Consider the following 19,055-nt stretch of genomic DNA (forward strand, 5'->3'; position numbering starts at 1 on the left):
GTGCTTGCCGACGAGTGCGAGTCAACCGCGTCGGCCTGCGGGGCGGGAGCGTGTGCGGGGGGTATATGCGGGTCACCGGCGCACACCCCGTGTGAAAGCAGGGGGTGCGCCGGGCCGCCGTCGGTCACCGTGCGTAGCGATCTAGTACGTGTAGAAGCCCGAGCCCGTCTTGCGGCCCAGCCGGCCCGCGTCGACCATGCGCTGCAGCAGCGGCGGGGCGGCGTACAGCGGCTCCTTGTACTCCGTGTACATGCTGTCGGCGACGGAGGCGACCGTGTCCAGGCCGATCAGGTCGGCGAGCTTGAGCGGGCCCATGGGGTGGGCGCAGCCCAGCTCCATGCCGTTGTCGATGTCCTCGCGGCTGGCCATGCCCGACTCGAACATCCGGATCGCGGAGAGCAGGTACGGGATGAGCAGGGCGTTGACGACGAAGCCGGAGCGGTCCTGGGCGCGGATGGCGTGCTTGCCCAGGACGTTGCCGACCAGTATTTCGGCGCGCTTGATCGTCTCTTCGCCGGTGGTCAGCGCGGGGATCAGCTCGACGAGCTGCTGCACGGGGGCCGGGTTGAAGAAGTGGATGCCGATCACGCGGTCGGGGCGGGAGGTCGCCACGGCCAGCTTCACCAGCGGGATGGAGGAGGTGTTGGACGCCAGGATGGCGTCCGGGCGGGTGATCACCTGGTCGAGGACCTGGAAGATCTCGGTCTTGACCTGCTCGTTCTCGACGACGGCCTCGATGACGAGGTCCCGGTCGGCGAATTCGCCCAGGTCGGTGGTGAAGGTCAGGCGCGCCAGGGTGGCGTCACGCTCCGCCTCGGTGATCTTGCCGCGTTCGGCGGCCTTGCCGAGGGAGTTGGTCAGGCGGGTGCGGCCCAGCTCCAGCGCCTCGCCCGTCGTCTCGGCGACCTTGACGTCCAGGCCGGCCCGGGCACACACCTCCGCGATGCCCGCGCCCATCTGGCCGCAGCCCACCACTCCGACGCGTTCGATGTCGGTCACATCGTGCCTTTCGCTGATCGCTGATCTTCGTCGACCGGCGGGGATCGGAGGTCATCCGGCTCCCGCCTCGGAAAAGACGTTACTCCGCGGGGGGCGGTGCCGGGCGGGCCGGGGCGGGCATGCTCTGCGCGAGGGGTGTGACGGGCGGTCCGCCGTTGACGAAAGAGGGGTTGCATATGGGACGTATGAGTCGAAGAGGGTTCACCGTCGCCGCGGCCGGTGCCATGTCGGTGATGCTGGCGACGGGTGAGGCGGGCGCGCTGCCGGCATCGGGTGCCGGGGGAGCCCAGGCCCGCAGGCGGGAGTTCCGCGGCATGTGGGCGGCCACGGTCGTGAACGTCGACTGGCCCTCGCGCCCCGGCCTGGCACCCGAGGTCCAACGCGCCGAGCTGCTGGCGCTGTTCGATGCCGCCGTGGCCCGCCGGCTGAACGCCGTGCTCCTGCAGATCCGGCCGACCGCCGACGCCTTCTGGCCGTCCCGGTACGAGCCGTGGTCGGAATACCTGACCGGCACTCAAGGGCGCTCGCCCGGCTGGGATCCGCTGGCCTTCGCCGTGCGCGAGGCCCACAAGCGCCGCCTGGAGCTGCACGGTTGGTTCAACCCCTACCGCATCGCCAACCACACCGACCCCGGTCGGCTCGTCCCCGGCCACCCGGCGCGGGTCCACCCCGAGTGGGCCGTGCGCTACGGCGGCAAGCTCTACTACAACCCCGGCCTGCCCGAGGTCCGCCGCTTCGTCCAGGACGCCATGCTCGACGCGGTCTGGCGCTACGACCTGGACGGCGTGCACTTCGACGACTACTTCTACCCCTACCCCGTGGCCGGTCAGGTCTTCGACGACACGGCCGCCTACCAGCGCTACGGCGCCGGCTTCCCCGACCGGGCCGCCTGGCGGCGCGACAACATCGACCGCCTGGTGCGCGAGACGCGCGAGCGCATCAAGAAGCGCAAGCGGCATGTGCGCTTCGGCGTCAGCCCGTTCGCCGTCTGGCGCAACCGCGCCACCGATCCCCTGGGCTCCGACACCCGGGCCGGGGTGCAGACCTACGACGACCTGTACGCCGACACCCGCAGGTGGGTCCGCGAGGGCTGGATCGACTACATCGTCCCGCAGTGCTACTGGCACATCGGCTTCCCCGTCGCCGACTACGCCAAGCTCGTCCCCTGGTGGGCGCGGACCGTACGCGGCACGGACGTCCACCTCTACATCGGCGAGGCCCTGTACCGGGCCGGCGATCCCGCGCAGCCGGCGCCCTGGCAGGACCCCGCCGAGCTCTCCCGCCACATCGCCCTGGGCCGTGCGCACCCCGAAGTGCTCGGCAACGTCTACTTCTCCGCCAAGCAGGTGTCAGCCGACCGCATCGGGGCGATGGCGCGCGTGGTGAAGGACCACTACCCCCACCGCGCGCGCCCGCCGCGCTGACGGATCAGTGCCGGTCGCCGCCCTTGCGGTGCTCCACCACGGAGTCGGGCCCCGGGGACATGATGCTCTCGTGCCCGTTCTCCGCCCGGACGCGGTACGGCGGGTTGCCGTCGCGGCCCAGTACCTCCACGACCTCCACGACGTGGTCCTTCTGGCCGACCACCCGGCCGTGTACGACCAGCCGGTCGCCCTTGCTCGCATGCATCGACGGTGACCCTTCCGTTGTGGGTGGGCAGGTGCACTCGGATACTCCCAGCCTAGGGTGACCGGCGGTATAGGGCGCGCTCAGGAATGTGCGGGGGCCGGCCGTCGCGTCACCGTCCGGCCCGCTGGGTCGCGCCGATGCAGACCAGCACGGCGAGCGCCGCCAGCGGCGCCGCCGGCGTCAGGCTCTCGCCCAGCAGGGCCACCGACCACACCAGGGTGAGCAGCGGCTGGGCCAGCTGCACCTGGCTGGCCCTGGCCACGCCGATCGCGCCCATGCCCCGGTACCAGACCCACAGGCTGACGAACTGGGACGTGCCCAGCCAGAGCAGCCCGGCGAGGGCGTGCCCGCTCGGCCGGACGGGTTCGGCGAGCAGGGCGAGGACCGCACCGGTCAGGGCCAGGGGCAGGCACAGCACCAGCGCCCAGCCGATGATCTGCCAGCCCGGCAGCTCGCGCGCCAGGGCGCCGCCCTCGGCGTATCCCGCGGCACAGATCAGCAGGGCGCCCAGCAGGTACAGGTCGCCGGGCGAGAAGCGTCCGCCGCTCTGGTAGAGGGCGAAGGCGACGACCACGGCGGCGCCGGTCAGCGCGGCCGCCCAGAAGCCGCGCGAGTGCCGGGTCCGGGTCCGCACCGCCGCGTACGCGGCCGTCGTCAGCGGCAGCAGGCCCACCACCACGGCCGCGTGCGAGGTCGAGGACGTCTGCAGGGCCAGCGTGGTGAGCAGGGGGAACCCCACGACGGTGCCGGCGGCCACGGCCAGCAGGGGAAGCAGGTGCCGGCGGGCCGGCAGCGGCACCCGCCCGGCCAGCAGACAGCTTCCGGCGATCAACGCCGCCAGGACGGCCCGGCAGGCCGTCACCGACCACGGCCCCATCCCCTCGAGGGCCCAGGCGGTCGCGGGGAACGTCAGGGAGAACATGCCGACCCCGAGGGCGGCGAGCAGCATGCCGCCGCCCGAACGGCCGCGCGCCCCGGCGGCGTCCACCACCGGCGGCGCCTGCGCGGGAACGCTCACCGCTATCGAAGAAGGGGCAGTAGCGCTATCTTGTGCTGTCATGCATGAGCGTAACAGCGTGGCCGAACTCGCGGGCATCCTGCGTGGAGAGCTCAACCGCTACTCTCCTGGTGAGAAGCTGCCCTCCAGCAGGGCCCTGGTCGAGCGCTTCCACGTCAGCCCTGTCACCGTCTCCCGGGCGCTGGCCTCCCTGGCCGCCGAGGGCCTGGTGCGCACCCGGCCCGGCGCGGGCGCCTTCCGGGCCGAGCCGCACGCCGCCCCCGCCCGGGCCGGCGACACCTCCTGGCAGCAGGTCGCGCTCAGCGCCGAGACCGGCGACGACTCCGTACCCCGCTCCGTCGACTCCGGCGGCGTCCTCACCTCCCTCGCCAGCCCGCCCCCCGGCGTCATCGAACTCAGCGGCGGCTACCTCCACCCCGGCCTCCAGCCCGAACGCGCCCTGGCCGCCGCCCTCGGCCGGGCCGGGCGCCGGCCGGGCGCGTGGGAGCGCCCGCCCCTGGAGGGCGTCGACGAGCTGCGGTCGTGGTTCGCCCGCGAGATCGGCGGCCCGGCCGGCACGGTCGCCCCCTCCGGCGTACTGATCACCTCCGGCGGCCAGAGCGCGCTCACTACCGCCCTGCGCGCCCTCGCCCCGCCCGGCGCGCCCGTGCTCGTCGAGTCCCCCACCTACCCCGGCATGGTCGCCGCCGCGCGCGCCTCGGGGCTGCGGCCCGTGCCCGTACCCGTGGACGACCGCGGCGTACGCACCGATCTGCTCGCGGAGGCCTTCCGGGCCAGCGGCGCCCGGGTCTTCGTCTGCCAGCCGCTCTTCCAGAACCCCACCGGCACGGTGCTGGCCGACGACCGGCGCCGGGAGGTCCTGCGGATCGCCCGCGCGGCCGGGGCCTTCGTCATCGAGGACGACTTCGCGCGCCGCCTCGTCCACGAGGGCGCCCCGCCGCTGCCGCCCACGCTGGCCTCGCAGGACGTGGACGGCGTCGTCGTCCACGTCTGCTCACTGACCAAGTTCACCTCGCCCAGCCTGCGTGTGGGGGCCCTCGCCGCCCGCGGCCCCGTCCTGGAACGGCTGCGGGCCATCCAGGTCGTCGACAGCTTCTTCGTGCCCCGCCCGCTGCAGGAAACAGCCCTCGAACTCGTCGGCGCGCCCGCCTGGTCCCGTCACCGCCGCGCGGTCGCCGCCGAACTGCGCACCCGCCGCGAGGCGCTCCTGGCCGAACTGGCCCGCGAACTCCCCGTCCTCGTCCCGGACGTCGTGGCCCAGGGCGGCTTCCACATCTGGTTCCGCCTCCCGGACGGCACCGACGAGAGCGCCCTGGCCGCCGCCGCGCTGCGCGCCGGGGTCGCCGTCAACGCCGGCCGCCCGTTCTACTGCGCCGAACCCCCCGCCCCGCACCTGCGCCTGTGCTTCGCGGGCGCGGCGGGCACGGCCGAACTGGCCGAGGGCGTACGCCGGTTGCGCGCGGCGTACGAGGAGGTCACCGGGGGCCGGTGACGGACCCGCCGCCGGCCCGCGTCACCGCCTCCCGCAGCCACCGGTGCGCCGGGTCGTCATCGACGCGTACGTGCCAGGCCATGCCCGTGTCGACGCCCGGCAGCGACAGCGGAACGTCCCGGACGACCAGCGGCATCGTCCGCGCGGCGTGCGCGGCGACGGGCGCGGCCACCAGGGCCAGGGCGTCCGAGCTCAGCGCCAGGAAGCACGCCGTCGCATGGCTCGGCACGGTCGCCAGCACCTGACGGCTCAGCCCCAGCACCGCCAGACGCTCGTCGACGACGCCGCGCAGGCGGCCCCGGCGGGTGACGGTGATGTGGGGGAGCGCGGCGAACCGCTCGACGGTCAGCGGCTCGTGGGCGTGCGGCGCGCCGGCCCGGCAGACGGTGACGAAGTGGTGCCGGGCGAGCGGGGCGCTGCGCACGTCGTGGGGGAGCGCGGGCAGTCGGCCGATGTCCAGGTCGACGCCGTCGCGCAGGTCGGCGGGGTCCTCGTCGCCCTCGGGCAGGAAGCGCAGCCGGATGCCGGGGGCCTCGCGGGCGACGCGCTCGGTGAGCGCCGGGCCGACGACGACGGCGAAGGCGTCGTTCGTGCGGAGCGTGAAGTCCCGCTGGACGGAGGCGATGTCGAGCGGCTCGGCCGGCCGCAGCGCGGCCAGCGCGCCGGCGAGGGCCGCCTCGGCCCGCGGGCGCAGCTCCAGCGCCCGCGGGGTGAGGGCGAGCCCCCGCCCGGCGGGGACCAGCAGCGGATCGCCCAGCACCCGGCGCAGCCGGCCCAGGGTGCGGCTCATCGCGGACGCCGAGACGTTCATCCGCGCGGCCGCCCCCGTCACACTGCCCTCGCGCAGCAGGGCGTCCAGCGCGGGCAGCAGGTTCATGTCCGGTAGTTGCATGGCAGTCAATTCTGGCTTGAGCATTCGGAACTTGTGGTCAATCATCCCCCGCCCCCACGATGAACCCGACACCGGAAAGCGATGGGACAGATGATCGACACCAAGCGACGCAACACCGCCCTCCTGGTCGCGGGCTGCTTCTTCATGGAGAACCTGGACGGCACCATCGTCACCACCGCCGCACCCAGGATGGGCGCCGCCCTGGGCGTCGCCCCGACCGCCATCGGCCTGGTCGTCACCGCCTATCTGGTGACGCTCGCCGTCCTGATACCGCTCAGCGGCTGGCTGACCGCCCGCTTCGGGGCCCGGCGCGTCTTCCTGACCGCCATCGCCGTGTTCACCGTGGCCTCGCTGGGGTGCGCGCTCAGCACCAGCCTCGGCGAGCTGGTCGCCCTGCGCGTCCTGCAGGGGGCCGGCGGCGCCATGATGGTCCCGGTCGGACGGCTGATGGTGGTCTCCGGCGCCGACAAGCCCGACATACCCCGGCTCGTCTCGTACGTCGTCTGGCCCGCCCTTCTCGCCCCGGTCCTCGCACCGCTGGCGGGCGGCCTGCTCACCACGTATGCGAGCTGGCACTGGATGTTCCTCGTCAACCTCCCCCTCGGCGCCCTGGCGTTCGCCATCGCCTGGCGCCTCGTCGACGCCCCCGCCGAGGGCCCGGACGCCGCCGTGCCGCGCCTGGACCGGTGGGGCGTCGTCCTGACCTCCACCGGCCTCGGCGCGCTGACATGGACGGCCCACCTGCTCTCCGAGCCCGGGACGGACCTGGTGCCCGCGCTTGTCGCGGGAGGCGTCGCCGTGCTGCTCCTGGCGGTGGCGGCGCGGCATCTGCTGCGTACGGCCGAGCCGCTGATCGACCTGCGCACGCTGCGGGTGGCGACCTTCCGGGCGTCGGTGTCCGGGGGCTCGCTGTTCTGGATCGTCGTGGCGGCCGTGCCCTTCCTGCTGCCGCTGCTCTTCCAGGAGGTCTTCGGCTGGAGCGCGGTCGAGTCCGGCGCCATGGTGCTGTTCGTCTTCGTGGGCAACATCGCCATCAAGCCGGCGACGACCTTCCTGCTCAACCGCTACGGCTTCCGGCCGCTGCTGGTCGTCGCCACCCTCGGGGTCGGCGCCACCACGGCGCTGTGCGCCTTCCTCACCGCCGCGACGCCCCTCGCCCTCGTCGTCGTCCTCACCGTGATCAGCGGTGCCGCCCGCTCCCTCGGCCTCACCTGTTACCAGGTCATCGCCTTCGCCGACGTCCCGCAGGAGCGGATGCGCCACGCCAACACCCTCCAGTCCACCGCCCAGCAGGCCGCCGCGGGCCTCGGCGTCGCCGCCGCCGCGGTCGCGCTGCGCGCCGGAGGGCCGCTCGGCGACCTGCTGCCGGGACGGACGACCCCGGCGACCGCCTACGCGGTGGCCTTCTGCCTGCTCGCGCTCGTCAGCCTCGGCGCGCTGGCCGGCGCCCTGCGCCTGCACCCCACGGCGGGCGACGCGGTCCGCCGCCCGGCACCGCGCCCCGCGGGGCGCCGTGACCTCGAGCGCGCGTGACGAGGGCCCGCCCTTTCACGCACCGGCCGGTCCGACCGCCCGCGCCCCCTACCCGTAGTACTCCGGAGCTACGCGCAGGGTCGGCTCCCCGGTGGGACGCCAACCACACCACCTGATCCCTACCTTCCGTACCGGAAACACGAAAGCCCCCGGTACGGAAGGACCCCGTCATGGCCGTCATGGCGTCCCGCCCGCGCAGCGGCCTGCGCCGCGCCCTGCTCGCCGCGCTCGTCGCCGCCTCCGTCGCGGTGCCGGTGGCGGGCGTCGCCCGCCCGGCGGCGGTCCCGGCCCCCGCCCCGGCCGCCCTCGCCCCCCTGCGCGCCGCGACCCCCGCCGCGCTCCAGGAGCGCTACGCCGCCCAACGCGCCGGCATCCGGGCGGCCGAACAGGCGGCCGCCGCCCACGGCGACCGCCGACGGGCCGCCACGCTGCGCGCCATGGCCGACCCGGCGCGCCGCTTCCTCGCCTTCGACGGCCGCGACGGCGGACGCACCGCCGAGGTCCTCGGCGACCTCGCGCGCGCAGAGCGGATCGCGGTGCTGGTGCCCGGTTCCGACACCAGCCTCGACACCTACGGGCGGTTCCGGGCCGGCGCCGTGGCCCTGCAGCGGGAGCTGGGCGAGCGGGCCGCCGTCGTCGCCTGGCTCGGCTACGGCACCCCGGGCACCTTCAGCACCGCGGTGCTCACGCCGGCGCGGGCCGACACAGCCGCCCCCCGACTGCGGGCCTTCGTCGAGGAGCTGAGCACGGCCGTACCGGCGGCGAGGACCTCGCTGGTGTGCCACTCCTACGGCGCCGTCGTCTGTGCCCGGGCCGCCCCGGGCCTGCCGGTCGCCGACATCGTTCTCTACGGCAGCCCCGGCACCGGCGCCGCCGACCACGTCGGCCACTTGCAGACGCGGGCCACCGTCTGGGCGGGGCGCGGCGCCCGCGACTGGATCGCGGACGTGCCGCACATACGCCTCGCCCTGGGCTTCGCCACCGTCGGGCTCGGCACCGATCCGCTCGCGAAGCGGTTCGGCGCCCGCCCCTTCGACGCGGGCTCCGCCGGGCACGGCGACTACCTCGAGCCCCGCTCCACATCCCTGAGGAACATCGCCCGGATCGTCTCCGGAGCAACCCCCGTCGAGGAGGGCCGCCATGCGTGAGACCGTCCGGCGCATCGAGCGCGCCACCCCGCCCGGCCGCGACCGCGGCATCGACGCCCTGCGCGCCCTCGCCGTCCTCGGCGTCGTCCTCGGCCACTGGCTGGTCACCGCCCTGGTCGCCGACACCGGCACGGTGCGCGGCGCCAGCCCCCTGCAGCACATGCCCGGGCTGATCCCCCTCTCCTGGTTGTTCCAGACCCTCGCCGTCTTCTTCCTGGTGGGCGGGCACGTCGGCGCCGCGGGGTACGCCTCGGCCCGCGCCCGCGGCACGACGTACCGGCAGTGGCTCGGCGCCCGGCTGGCGCGGCTGTTCGGGCCGGTCGCCGCCGTGCTGACGGTGTGGACGGTGGCGGCGGGCGCGATGCTGGCGGCCGGGGCCGGGTACGCGACCGTGCACGCCCTGGGCAAGCTGGTGCTGTCCCCGCTGTGGTTCCTGCTGGTCTTCGCGGCGCTGACGGCCGCGACCCCGCTGGTCGCCGGGCTGCACCCGCTGTGGCCGCTCGCGGTGGTGGCCTGCGGAGACCTCGTCCGGCTGGGCCTCGGCGGCCCCGCCTGGCTCGGCTGGCTCAACGTGGCCGCCGGCTGGCTGGTGCCGTACTGCCTGGGCGCGGCCTGGGCGCGCGGCGCCTTCCCGGTACGCGCGACCGGACGGGCGCTGCTCGCCGGCGGCGCGGCCGCCACCACGGGCCTCGTCCTGTACGCCGGTTACCCGGCGTCCATGGTCGGGGTGCCCGGCGCCGCGGTGTCCAACCTCGACCCGCCCACCCTCGCGGCCGTCACCTTCGGCCTCGCCCAGTGCGGGGCGGCCCTGCTGCTGCTCGGCCCGCTGCGCCGGCTGCTGCGGCGGCCGGTGGCGTGGGCGGCGGTGGCGCTGGTGAACCTGGCCGCGATGACCGTCTTCCTCTGGCACCAGACCGCGATGATGGCGGTCACCGCCCTCGGCCTGCTCGCGGGCGAGGCCCTGCCCGGCCTGCACACCGTGCCCGACGGACCCGGCTGGGTGCTCGCCCGGCTGGCCTGGCTGCCGGTGTTCGCCGTGGCGCTGCTGGTGTGCCTGGCGGCCTTCCACGCCTACGAACGGGGCACCGCGGGCGGGCGCGGCGGGAGCCGCACCGTGCGCGGGCGGGGGGCCGCGCGGACGGCGGAGGTGCGGCGTGCCTAGAGTTGATCTTGTGCGGATGGGGGAGAAGGAACGGTTTGCCGCTGGGGCGCGCTCGACGCTGCGCGCCCTGGCCACGGGCCTGCTGACGATGCGGCGCGACCCGCTGCCGCGGCTGCGCTCGCTCGGCTGGCTGCCGCATGCCCACGTGGTGCTGATCGCGCTGGTCATCTGTCCCTTCAGCGCCGGAAACAGCAACGGGGAGTTCCACCAGAATCCGACACTCCGGATGCTGTTCGCGGTACTCCAGTCGGTGGCCGTCGTCCTCGCGCTGTCCCGCCCGGTACCCGCCTGGTGGCTGTCGACGATCACGCTCTTCCTCGTCGCGGCGCTCGGCGAGGCCGAGGTCAGCCAGGACCACCTGTGGCCGTGGGGCATCGAGGACATCGTCCTGCACACCCTCGTGCTGCTCCTCCTCGCCCTGCGGGTCCGCCCCCTGATCGCGGCCCAGGCGCTGACGCTGACCGTCCTGTCGGGGCTGCTCAACACCCTCTTCCAGACCCAGGACCACAACGAGGTCCTCACCCGCGCCCTCGTGCCCTTCGCGACCGCGGTCGTCGTCGGAGCCTCCCTGCGCATGAGCCGGGTGGCCCGCACGCGCCTGGTCGAGCAGGAGGTGCTCACCGCCGAGGAACGCTCCCGGCGCACCCTGCTGGAGGAGCGCAACCGCATCGCCCGCGAGCTGCACGACGTGGTCGCCCACCACATGTCGGTCATCTCCATCCAGGCCCAGGTCGCCCCGCACCTGGTCGAGAACCCGTCCGCGGACCTGAAGGAGAACCTCGCCGGCATCCGCCAGAACGCGGTCGAGGCGCTGACCGAACTGCGCCGGGTCCTGGGCGTCCTGCGCTCCGAGGACCCCTCCGCCGAGGGCGCGCGGCACGCGCCGCAGCCCACCCTCGACCGCCTGGCCGAACTGGTCGAGAACGTACGGGGCGCCGGCCTCGCCGTCACCACCGAGATCACGGGCGAGCCGCGCCCGCTGTCCCCGGGCGTGGAGCTGTCGGCCTTCCGCATCGTGCAGGAGTCGCTCAGCAACGCGATGCGCCACGCCCCCGGAGCCCGGGTGCGCGTGGGGATCGGCTATCACCCCTCGGGGGTCACGGTCCGCGTCGTCAACACCGCCCCGGACCGGCCGGTCGCGCCCTCGCCGGGCGCCGGCCACGGCCTGCTCGGCATGCGCGAGCGCACCGCGATGCTCGGCGGTGAACTCGCCGCCGGAGCCACCCCCGACGGCGGCTACGAAGTGATCGCCACCCTGCCCGTACTCTTCGCCGCCCCAGGCGCCCACCCCGTCGAGGACACCGCATGACCGCCATCCGCGTGCTGATCGCCGACGACCAGATGATGGTCCGTCAGGGCTTTACGGTCCTGCTCAACGCCGAACCCGGCATCGAGGTCGTCGGTCAGGCCGTGGACGGCGAGGACGCCGTCGCCAAGGTCGCCGAACTCGCCCCGGACGTCGTCCTGATGGACATCCGCATGCCCCGGCTCGGCGGCATCGACGCCACGCGCCGCATCACCGCGCCCGCAGGCGCCACCGTCAAGGTCCTGGTCCTGACCACTTTCGACCTCGACGAGTACGTCTACGAGGCGCTGCGCGCGGGCGCGTCCGGGTTCCTGCTGAAGGACGCCTCGGCCGACGAGCTCGCCCACGCCGTCCGCGTGGTGGCGGGCGGTGAAGCCCTGCTCTCCCCGAACCTCACCAAGCGCCTCATCGCCGAGTTCTCCCGCACGACCGGCGCCCCCCGCGCCCCGCTCAGGGAACGCGTCGGCGACCTGACGGAACGCGAGACCGAGGTCCTGTCCCTGATCGCCCAGGGCCTGTCCAACGCGGAGATCGCCGCACGCCTGGTGCTCGCGGAGCAGACCGTGAAGACCCACGTGAGCCGGATCCTGGTCAAACTGGGCCTGCGCGACCGGACCCAGGCCGCCGTCTTCGCCTACGAGACGGGCCTGGTGCGCCCGGCCGGATACTGACGCCTCCGCCGGGGCGGGAGTGATCATGGGGAGATGACTGATGATCCCTTTGCCGCGCCGCCGGCCGTGGTGCGGCTCGCGCAGTACACGAAGACCGACCAGAGCGAGATCCTGGGTGACGCCGCGGACCCCTTCGGAGTCGCGGACACCGGCCTGACGTGGCGCCCCAAGGACGAGCACTTCGGCATCAGGCGTGCGGGCCGGCTCGTCGCGCACACCGGCCTGGTGAGGCTGCCGCTCTCGGTCGGCGGGGCGGCCACCGAGGCGGTGGGCGTCGGCGGGGTGGCCGTCGCCGCCGACACCCGGGGCCAGGGCCTGGCCCGGCTGGTCATGGCGGCGGCCCTGGACCACGCCCGCACCATGGGCCCCCGCCACGCCCTCCTCTTCTGCCGGCCGCCCCTCGTCGCCCTCTACCGCCGGCTGGGGTGGCGGGTGCTCGAGGGGGACATCCACGTCGAACAGCCCACGGGCCCCGTGGTCATGCCGCTGTGCACCATGTGGACGCCCCTGCACGAGGACGCGCCATGGCCCGAGGGCCCGGTGAGGCTGCATTGCCTCCCCATGTGACCGCGTGGCCTGGCTAGCGCAGGCCCAGCGCCGGGGCGACCGTGCTCACCTTGGTGAAGACCGAGACCGGGTACTGGGCGTCGCAGTACTTGTTGCCCGTCGACACGATGCCGATCAGGACCCCGTCGGCGACGAGCGGACCGCCCGAGTCGCCCGGACAGATGCTGTCGCCCTTGCCCTTCGCGGAGGTGCCGCAGACCTTCAGCGTCGTGTCGGTGGTGTCGGAGTACGGCTCGCACGCCGCGAGCGGAGAGAGGGTCAGGGTGGCCTTCTTCAGGACGCGGCCCTGGGTGGCGCCGTCGGTGAGGCCCCAGCCGTAGACGGTGGCGGTGCGCCCGGTGGCGTACAGCGCGGCGTCCTTGTCCGTCGCGACGCGCAGCGGCTTGTACGGAAGCGGCTTGTCCAGGGTGAGGACGGCCGCGTCGTGCACGAGGTCGCTCGTGTACTGCGGGTCCAGCTCGACGGCGGTGACGCGCCGTTCCTGGCCCGCCGCCGAGAGCCGGTCGGTGCGCCCGCCGACCACGGTCATCGACAGGGGGCGGGGCGCGTTCGTCACGCAGTGGGCGGCCGTGAGCACCTTGTCGGGGGCGACGAGGGTGCCGCCGCACCACGCGCTGTCCGCGCCCGCCGGCGCGTCCGGGTTCTTGAGCATCACGGTGAACGGCGCCGCCTGGCTCGTGGTGGCCGAGCCGCCGCGGACGGCGGCGGCCGGAGTGGCGCCGACGCCGGCGACCGCCGTCAGGCCGGCGGCGGTCAGGAGGGCGGCGGTGAGGCGTCGGCCGTGCTGGGACATGTGGGATTCCCCGTTGTCTGTCGGTGCGGTGCCGGTCGGCCCGGCGGGTCTGGCCCCGAGCCTGGCCCGTGGGCCGTCCCCACCGCCAGAGGTGGCCGCCGATATGGGACGCCGGGACGTTGTACGGCCTCTGACCTGCGCGAACGGGCGAAGGTGGAACGGCGGGGTGGAACGGTCAGGCGGCGCGGCAGAGCTCTGCGGGGCCGGCCGGGGCCGAGGCGCGGGCCACGGTCGCGTGCACGGGGAGGGCGGTGGTCACGGCCTGCGAGCGGCCGCGCGCGAAGACGACGAGGCGCAGCACCGCGAACCGCGCGACCCCGGCGAGTGCGGAGGCGGACAGATAGACGACCTGCTCGAGCACCGCACCGGGCGCCGCCACCAGCTGCTGCAGGACGACCATCGCCCCGCAGGTCACCGCGTACGCGGCCGCCGCGGACCCGGCCGACTGCGCGTGCTGGCGCCAGGTCGCGCGTTCGCCGGCGCCGAAGGTGAAGCGGGCGTGCAGCTCGGTGGCGAGGAGCGTGGAGACCACGGTGATCAGGGCGTTGGCCAGGAACCAGGGAACCCAGGAGGCAAGGGCCACCACGGCGAAGCTGGAGGCGAGCCCCACCCCGCCGCCGCAGAGCACGAAGCGGGCGAAGGCGGCGAAGGCCCCCGGTGCCGCCTGCTGCCGGCTCTGTGCTGTCTCCATGATCCGTCCCCCTTTTGATGGCCCACCCCCGCGAGCGCGCTCGTGGTGTCATCATGGCGCATGGATGGCGCCATGGCGAGCCATTAATGGCGCCAAGCGTGGCGCCACGGTCTGCGCGGCCTGATTTGGCCCATAAAGAAGGCATTCGAAAAGAGGGCATTGCATAAAACTGCAGCCATCCGTATAGTCATGCTCGATACGGAGGAGGAACGACCGATGGCGATACGTGCCGCAGTGGCCGGGGCGAGTGGATACGCGGGCGGGGAGATACTGCGCCTGCTGCTCGGGCACCCCGAGGTGCGCATCGGCGCCGTGACCGGGAACTCCAACGCCGGTCAGCCGCTGGGCGTCCTCCAGCCGCACCTGCCGCAGCTCGCCGCGCGGGTGCTCGAGCCGACCACGGCCGAGGTGCTCGCCGGACACGACGTCGTCTTCCTCGCCCTGCCGCACGGGCAGTCCGCCGCCGTCGCGGCGGAGCTCGGCGACGAGGTGCTGGTCGTCGACTGCGGCGCGGACTTCCGGCTGCGGGACGCGGGGCAGTGGGAGCGCTTCTACGGCTCGCCCCACGCCGGCACCTGGCCGTACGGGCTGCCCGAGCTGCCCGGCGCCCGGCAGGCGCTGCGGGGGACGAAGCGGGTCGCCGTGCCCGGCTGCTTCCCCACCGCCGTCTCGCTCGCGCTCTTCCCCGCCTACGCCGCCGCCCTGGCCGGGCCCGAGGCCGTGATCGTCGCCGCCTCCGGCACGTCCGGCGCCGGCAAGGCCGCCAGGCCCCACCTGCTCGGCAGCGAGGTCATGGGCTCGATGAGCCCGTACGGCGTCGGCGGCGGGCACCGGCACACCCCCGAGATGAGCCAGAACCTCTCCGCCGTCGCGGGGGAGACGGTCAGCGTCTCCTTCACCCCCACCCTGGCGCCCATGTCGCGCGGCATCCTCGCCACGTGCAGCGCCAAGGCCGCGCCGGGCACCACCGCGCAGTCCCTGCGGGCCGCGTACGAGAAGGCGTTCCAGGACGAGCCGTTCGCCCGCCTCCTGCCCGAGGGGCAGTGGCCGGCCACGGCGTCCGTGTACGGCTCCAATACCGCGCTCGTTCAGGTCGCCCTCGACGAGGCGGCCGGCCGCATCGTCGCCGTCAGCGCCATCGACAACCTCACCAAGGGCACCGCCGGCGGCGCGGTCCAGAGCATGAACCTCGCCCTCGGGCTCCCCGAGGAGCTGGGGCTGCCGGCCACCGGGGTGGCGCCGTGAGCGTCCGCCGGATGATCGCGACCGTACTGGCACGGCTGGTGCCGTGCGACCCCCAGAACACCACGAGCACGACCGACGAGGAGATGCAGTGAGCGTCACCGCAGCAAAGGGCTTCACGGCCGCGGGCATCGCCGCCGGGATCAAGGAGAGCGGCGGGCCCGACCTGGCCCTCGTGGTCAACCAGGGCCCGCGCCTGGCCGCCGCCGGCGTGTTCACCGCCAACCGCGTCAAGGCCGCACCCGTCCTGTGGTCCCAGCAGGTCCTCAAGGGCGGTCAGGTCTCCGCCGTCGTCCTCAACTCCGGCGGCGCCAACGCCTGCACCGGCCCCGAGGGCTTCCAGGACACCCACGCCACCGCGGAGAAGGCCGCCGAGGTGCTGGGCCACAGCGCCGGTGAGATCGCCGTCGCCTCCACCGGCCTCATCGGCGTCCGGCTGCCCATGGACAAGCTGCTGCCCGGCATCGACAAGGCCGCCGCCGAACTCTCCGCGCACGGCGGCGAGAAGGCCGCCATCGCCATCAAGACCACCGACACCGTCCACAAGACCGCCGTCGCCCAGGGCGAGGGCTGGACGGTGGGCGGCATGGCCAAGGGCGCGGGCATGCTCGCCCCGGGCCTCGCCACCATGCTCGTCGTCCTCACCACCGACGCCGACGTGGACGCCGAAGGCCTCGACGCGACCCTGCGGTCCGCCACGCGGCAGACCTTCGACCGCGTCGACTCCGACGGCTGCATGTCCACCAACGACACCGTGCTGCTGCTCGCCTCCGGCGCCTCCGGCATCACCCCGGACGCGGCCGCCTTCGCCGAGGCCGTCCGCACCGTCTGCGACGACCTCGCCCGCCAGCTCATCGGCGACGCCGAGGGCGCCAGCAAGGACATCCGCATCGAGGTCGTCGGCGCGGCCACCGAGGACGACGCCGTGGAGGTGGGCCGCTCCATCGCCCGCAACAACCTCCTCAAGTGCGCCATCCACGGCGAGGACCCCAACTGGGGCCGGGTGCTCTCCGCCATCGGCACCACCTCCGTCGCCTTCGACCCCGACAAGCTCAACGTCGCCATCAACGGCGTCTGGGTCTGCCGGAACGGCTCCGTCGGCGAGGACCGCGACCTCGTCGACATGCGCTACCGGGAGGTCAGCATCACCGCCGACCTGGCCGAGGGCACCGAGACCGCCGTCATCTGGGCCAACGACCTGACCGCCGACTACGTCCACGAGAACAGCGCGTACAGCTCATGAGTACCCGCAAGCACACCGCCCTGCCCAAGGCCCGCACCCTCGTCGAGGCGCTGCCCTGGCTGACGCGCCATCACGGCAAGACCGTCGTCATCAAGTTCGGCGGCAACGCCATGATCGACGACGAGCTGAAGGCCGCCTTCGCCCAGGACGTCGTCTTCCTCCACCACGCAGGACTGCGCCCGGTCGTCGTGCACGGCGGCGGCCCGCAGATCAGCGCCCAGCTGGACCGGATGGGCCTGCAGTCGGAGTTCAAGGCCGGGCTGCGGGTCACCACGCCCGAGGCCATGGACGTCGTCCGCATGGTGCTGGCCGGCCAGGTCCAGCGCGAGCTCGTCGGGCTCCTCAACCGGCACGGCCCCCTCGCCGTCGGCCTCACCGGCGAGGACGCCCACCTGATGACGGCCACCCAGCACTTCGCCGAGATCGACGGCGAGCGGGTGGACATCGGCCGCGTCGGCGAGATCACCGACATCGACCCGAGCGCGGTGCGCGCACTGCTGGACGACGGCCGCATCCCCGTCATCTCCTCCATCGCCCGCAGCGCCGACGACGACCACGTCTACAACGTCAACGCCGACACCGCCGCCGCCGCGCTCGCCGCCGCACTGGGCGCCGAGACCCTGATGGTCCTCACCGACGTCGAGGGCCTCTACGCCGACTGGCCCCACAGCGACGACGTCATCAGCCAGCTCACCGCCAGCGAGCTGGAGCGGCTGCTGCCCGAGCTGGCCAGCGGCATGGTCCCCAAGATGGAGGGCTGCCTGCACGCCGTCCGCAACGGCGTCACCACCGCCCGCGTCATCGACGGACGGGTCCAGCACGCCATCCTGCTGGAGATCTTCACGGACGAGGGCATCGGCACGATGGTCGTCCCGGACCCCGAGGGGACGTCATGACCAACGCGGATCTCACCCGGCGCTGGCAGGGCGCCCTCATGGACAACTACGGCACCCCCCGCATCCCGCTGGTGCGCGGCGAGGGCAGCACGGTCTGGGACGCCGACGGCAACGCCTACCTGGACTTCGTCGGCGGCATCGCGGTCAACGCCCTCGGACACGCGCACCCCGCGATCGTCCGCGCGGTCTCCGACCAGATCGCCACGCTGGGCCACGTCTCCAACCTCTTCACCGCCGAGCCCACCGTCCAGTTGGCGGAGCGGCTGCTGAGTCTGGCCGGCCGGCCGGGGCGGGTGTACTTCTCCAACTCCGGCGCGGAGGCGGTCGAAGCCGCCTTCAAGATCGGCCGGCGCACGGGCCGCACCCACATGGTGGCCGCCGCCGGCGGCTTCCACGGCCGTACCATGGGGGCCCTCGCCCTCACCGGCCAGCCCACGAAGCAGGAACCGTTCCTTCCGCTGCCCGGGGACGTCACCCACGTCCCGTACGGGGACGTCGAGGCCCTGCGCGCGGCGGTCACCACCGACACCGCGCTGGTGGTGCTGGAGCCGGTCCAGGGCGAGAACGGCGTGGTCGTACCGCCCGAGGGCTATCTGGCCGCCGCCCGCGAGATCACCCGGGCCACCGGGACGCTGCTGGTACTGGACGAGATCCAGACAGGTATCGGCCGCACCGGGGACTGGTTCGCGCACACGTCCGAGGGCATCGAGCCCGACGTCGTCACCCTCGCCAAGGGCCTCGGCGGCGGCCTGCCCATCGGGGCCACCCTGGCCTTCGGACCCGCCGCCGACCTGCTGACACCCGGTCAGCACGGCTCCACCTTCGGCGGCAACCCCGTCTCCTGCGCGGCCGCCCTCGCCGTCCTCGACACCCTCGCGGCCGGGGACGCCCTCGCCCACGTCCGGCGCGCGGGCGCCCTCCTGCGTGACGGGATCGCTGCGCTGAAGCACCCGCTCGTCGGCCACGTCCGTGGTGCGGGCCTGCTCCTGGGTATTGTCCTTGACGAGCCCCTCGCACCAAAGGTGCAGCAGGCGGCCCAGGAAGCCGGTCTCCTGGTGAACGCGGTCGCACCCCACGTGGTGCGGCTGGCCCCTCCACTGATCATCACCGAGGATGAGGTGGAGACGTTCCTCCAGGCGCTGCCCGGCGTCCTGGACGCCGCCGCCGGCGGGGCACACGGGGAACGACGATCCGGAGACTGACGACAACGATGACCGAGGCGCAGGAGACCGAGCCGGGCCACGGCGGCCAGGCCGTGCCGCAGACCCGCACCGCACGCCACCGCCGGATCGTGGACATCCTCAGCCGGCAAGCCGTCAGGTCGCAGAGCCAGCTGGCCAAGCTGCTCGCGGACGACGGCCTGTCCGTCACGCAGGCGACGCTCTCCCGGGATCTCGACGAGCTGGGCGCGGTGAAGATCCGCAACACCGGCGGCGAGCTCATCTACGCGGTCCCCTCCGAGGGCGGCGACCGCACCCCCCGGGCCCCCCTCGGCGAGTCCGCCACGGAGGCCCGCATGGGCCGCCTGGCCGCCGAACTGCTGATCTCGGCCGAGGCCTCGGCCAACCTCGTGGTCCTGCGCACCCCGCCGGGCGCCGCGCAGTTCTTCGCCTCGGCCATCGACCAGGCGGGCGTCCACGAGATCATCGGCACCATCGCCGGCGACGACACCCTCCTCCTGATCAGCCGCGACCCGGCCGGCGGCCAGGCCCTGGCGGACCACCTGCTGAGGCTGGCGCAGAAGGAACGCTGAGGCCCGTCCCCGCCGCCCCC

At 74.1% G+C, this 19,055-nt stretch carries 19 protein-coding genes; 13 read left to right on the forward strand and 6 right to left on the reverse strand.

What is annotated here, in order from left to right; translation table 11 throughout:
• Nucleotides 1-141 precede the first annotated feature (141 nt).
• Nucleotides 142-999, reverse strand: coding sequence for a 3-hydroxybutyryl-CoA dehydrogenase (locus tag AB0G59_RS15390; RefSeq protein ID WP_360911713.1), 858 nt, complete (start codon nucleotides 997-999; stop codon nucleotides 142-144).
• Nucleotides 1,000-1,175: 176 nt separating this feature from the next.
• On the opposite strand from AB0G59_RS15390, the gene AB0G59_RS15395 reads away from it, so the two are divergent.
• Nucleotides 1,176-2,423 (forward strand): family 10 glycosylhydrolase, encoded by a 1,248-nt coding sequence (locus tag AB0G59_RS15395; RefSeq protein WP_360911715.1) that lies wholly within the window; start codon nucleotides 1,176-1,178, stop codon nucleotides 2,421-2,423.
• A 4-nt stretch (nucleotides 2,424-2,427) separates the two neighbouring features.
• On the opposite strand, the gene AB0G59_RS15400 is transcribed toward AB0G59_RS15395, so the two are convergent.
• Together AB0G59_RS15400 and AB0G59_RS15405 are read right to left on the reverse strand one after the other, a co-directional pair.
• Entirely contained in the window at nucleotides 2,428-2,628 is a 201-nt protein-coding gene (locus AB0G59_RS15400; protein ID WP_360911717.1) for a DUF1918 domain-containing protein, read from the reverse strand.
• Between the two features lie 109 nt (nucleotides 2,629-2,737).
• The gene (locus AB0G59_RS15405; RefSeq protein ID WP_360911719.1) at nucleotides 2,738-3,688 is read right to left on the reverse strand and encodes a DMT family transporter; all 951 of its coding nucleotides are present in this window, start codon (nucleotides 3,686-3,688) and stop codon (nucleotides 2,738-2,740) included.
• On the opposite strand from AB0G59_RS15405, the gene AB0G59_RS15410 reads away from it, so the two are divergent.
• Nucleotides 3,687-5,138, forward strand: a complete 1,452-nt coding sequence (locus tag AB0G59_RS15410; protein ID WP_360911721.1) for a PLP-dependent aminotransferase family protein — start codon at nucleotides 3,687-3,689, stop codon at nucleotides 5,136-5,138. The two genes, AB0G59_RS15405 and AB0G59_RS15410, sit on opposite strands and share 2 nt — an antisense overlap.
• On the opposite strand, the gene AB0G59_RS15415 is transcribed toward AB0G59_RS15410, so the two are convergent.
• Entirely contained in the window at nucleotides 5,122-6,030 is a 909-nt protein-coding gene (locus AB0G59_RS15415) for a LysR family transcriptional regulator (RefSeq protein ID WP_360911723.1), read from the reverse strand. The genes AB0G59_RS15410 and AB0G59_RS15415 overlap by 17 nt on opposite strands.
• 90 nt (nucleotides 6,031-6,120) lie before the next feature.
• On the opposite strand from AB0G59_RS15415, the gene AB0G59_RS15420 reads away from it, so the two are divergent.
• The 6 genes from AB0G59_RS15420 (at nucleotide 6,121) to AB0G59_RS15445 (ending at nucleotide 12,417) form a co-directional block, all read left to right on the forward strand.
• Entirely contained in the window at nucleotides 6,121-7,563 is a 1,443-nt protein-coding gene (locus tag AB0G59_RS15420; protein WP_360911725.1) for an MFS transporter, read from the forward strand.
• 179 nt (nucleotides 7,564-7,742) lie between these two features.
• Entirely contained in the window at nucleotides 7,743-8,711 is a 969-nt protein-coding gene (locus tag AB0G59_RS15425; RefSeq protein WP_360911889.1) for an alpha/beta fold hydrolase, read from the forward strand.
• On the forward strand, nucleotides 8,704-9,873 hold the full coding sequence (locus tag AB0G59_RS15430; RefSeq protein WP_360911727.1) for an acyltransferase: 1,170 nt from the start codon (nucleotides 8,704-8,706) through the stop codon (nucleotides 9,871-9,873). The genes AB0G59_RS15425 and AB0G59_RS15430 overlap by 8 nt, the downstream gene beginning before the upstream one ends.
• 16 nt (nucleotides 9,874-9,889) lie before the next feature.
• Entirely contained in the window at nucleotides 9,890-11,182 is a 1,293-nt protein-coding gene (locus AB0G59_RS15435) for a sensor histidine kinase (protein ID WP_360911729.1), read from the forward strand.
• The gene (locus AB0G59_RS15440) at nucleotides 11,179-11,850 is read left to right on the forward strand and encodes a response regulator transcription factor (protein ID WP_360911731.1); all 672 of its coding nucleotides are present in this window, start codon (nucleotides 11,179-11,181) and stop codon (nucleotides 11,848-11,850) included. Before AB0G59_RS15435 ends, AB0G59_RS15440 begins: the two co-directional genes overlap by 4 nt.
• A 33-nt stretch (nucleotides 11,851-11,883) precedes the next feature.
• On the forward strand, nucleotides 11,884-12,417 hold the full coding sequence (locus tag AB0G59_RS15445) for a GNAT family N-acetyltransferase (RefSeq protein WP_360911733.1): 534 nt from the start codon (nucleotides 11,884-11,886) through the stop codon (nucleotides 12,415-12,417).
• 13 nt (nucleotides 12,418-12,430) lie between these two features.
• On the opposite strand, the gene AB0G59_RS15450 is transcribed toward AB0G59_RS15445, so the two are convergent.
• Both AB0G59_RS15450 and AB0G59_RS15455 read right to left on the reverse strand, forming a co-directional pair.
• Nucleotides 12,431-13,210: a serine protease gene (locus AB0G59_RS15450; RefSeq protein WP_360911735.1), complete on the reverse strand. Its 780-nt coding sequence runs from the start codon at nucleotides 13,208-13,210 to the stop codon at nucleotides 12,431-12,433.
• A gap of 175 nt (nucleotides 13,211-13,385) precedes the next feature.
• A complete protein-coding gene (locus AB0G59_RS15455; RefSeq protein ID WP_360911737.1) occupies nucleotides 13,386-13,901 on the reverse strand; it encodes a GtrA family protein in 516 nt (171 codons plus the stop codon).
• A 216-nt stretch (nucleotides 13,902-14,117) separates the two neighbouring features.
• Here AB0G59_RS15455 and argC point away from each other — a divergent pair, with 216 nt between their 5' ends.
• The 5 genes from argC to AB0G59_RS15480 all read left to right on the forward strand — a co-directional run bounded on the left by argC (nucleotide 14,118) and on the right by AB0G59_RS15480 (nucleotide 19,035).
• Nucleotides 14,118-15,146 (forward strand): N-acetyl-gamma-glutamyl-phosphate reductase, encoded by a 1,029-nt coding sequence (gene argC, locus AB0G59_RS15460; protein ID WP_071964688.1) that lies wholly within the window; start codon nucleotides 14,118-14,120, stop codon nucleotides 15,144-15,146.
• A gap of 88 nt (nucleotides 15,147-15,234) precedes the next feature.
• The gene (gene argJ / locus AB0G59_RS15465; RefSeq protein ID WP_360911739.1) at nucleotides 15,235-16,386 is read left to right on the forward strand and encodes a bifunctional glutamate N-acetyltransferase/amino-acid acetyltransferase ArgJ; all 1,152 of its coding nucleotides are present in this window, start codon (nucleotides 15,235-15,237) and stop codon (nucleotides 16,384-16,386) included.
• Entirely contained in the window at nucleotides 16,383-17,282 is a 900-nt protein-coding gene (gene argB / locus AB0G59_RS15470) for an acetylglutamate kinase (protein WP_360911741.1), read from the forward strand. Before argJ ends, argB begins: the two co-directional genes overlap by 4 nt.
• Nucleotides 17,279-18,484 carry an acetylornithine transaminase gene (locus tag AB0G59_RS15475; RefSeq protein WP_360911743.1) on the forward strand — a complete coding sequence of 402 codons (1,206 nt, stop codon included), beginning with the start codon at nucleotides 17,279-17,281 and terminating at the stop codon, nucleotides 18,482-18,484. The genes argB and AB0G59_RS15475 overlap by 4 nt, the downstream gene beginning before the upstream one ends.
• 8 nt (nucleotides 18,485-18,492) lie before the next feature.
• Nucleotides 18,493-19,035 carry an arginine repressor gene (locus AB0G59_RS15480; RefSeq protein WP_360911745.1) on the forward strand — a complete coding sequence of 181 codons (543 nt, stop codon included), beginning with the start codon at nucleotides 18,493-18,495 and terminating at the stop codon, nucleotides 19,033-19,035.
• The last annotated feature ends 20 nt before the right edge of the window (nucleotides 19,036-19,055 follow it).

It is taken from the genome of Streptomyces sp. NPDC021096 (assembly GCF_040641275.1).
GTDB lineage: Bacteria > Actinomycetota > Actinomycetes > Streptomycetales > Streptomycetaceae > Streptomyces.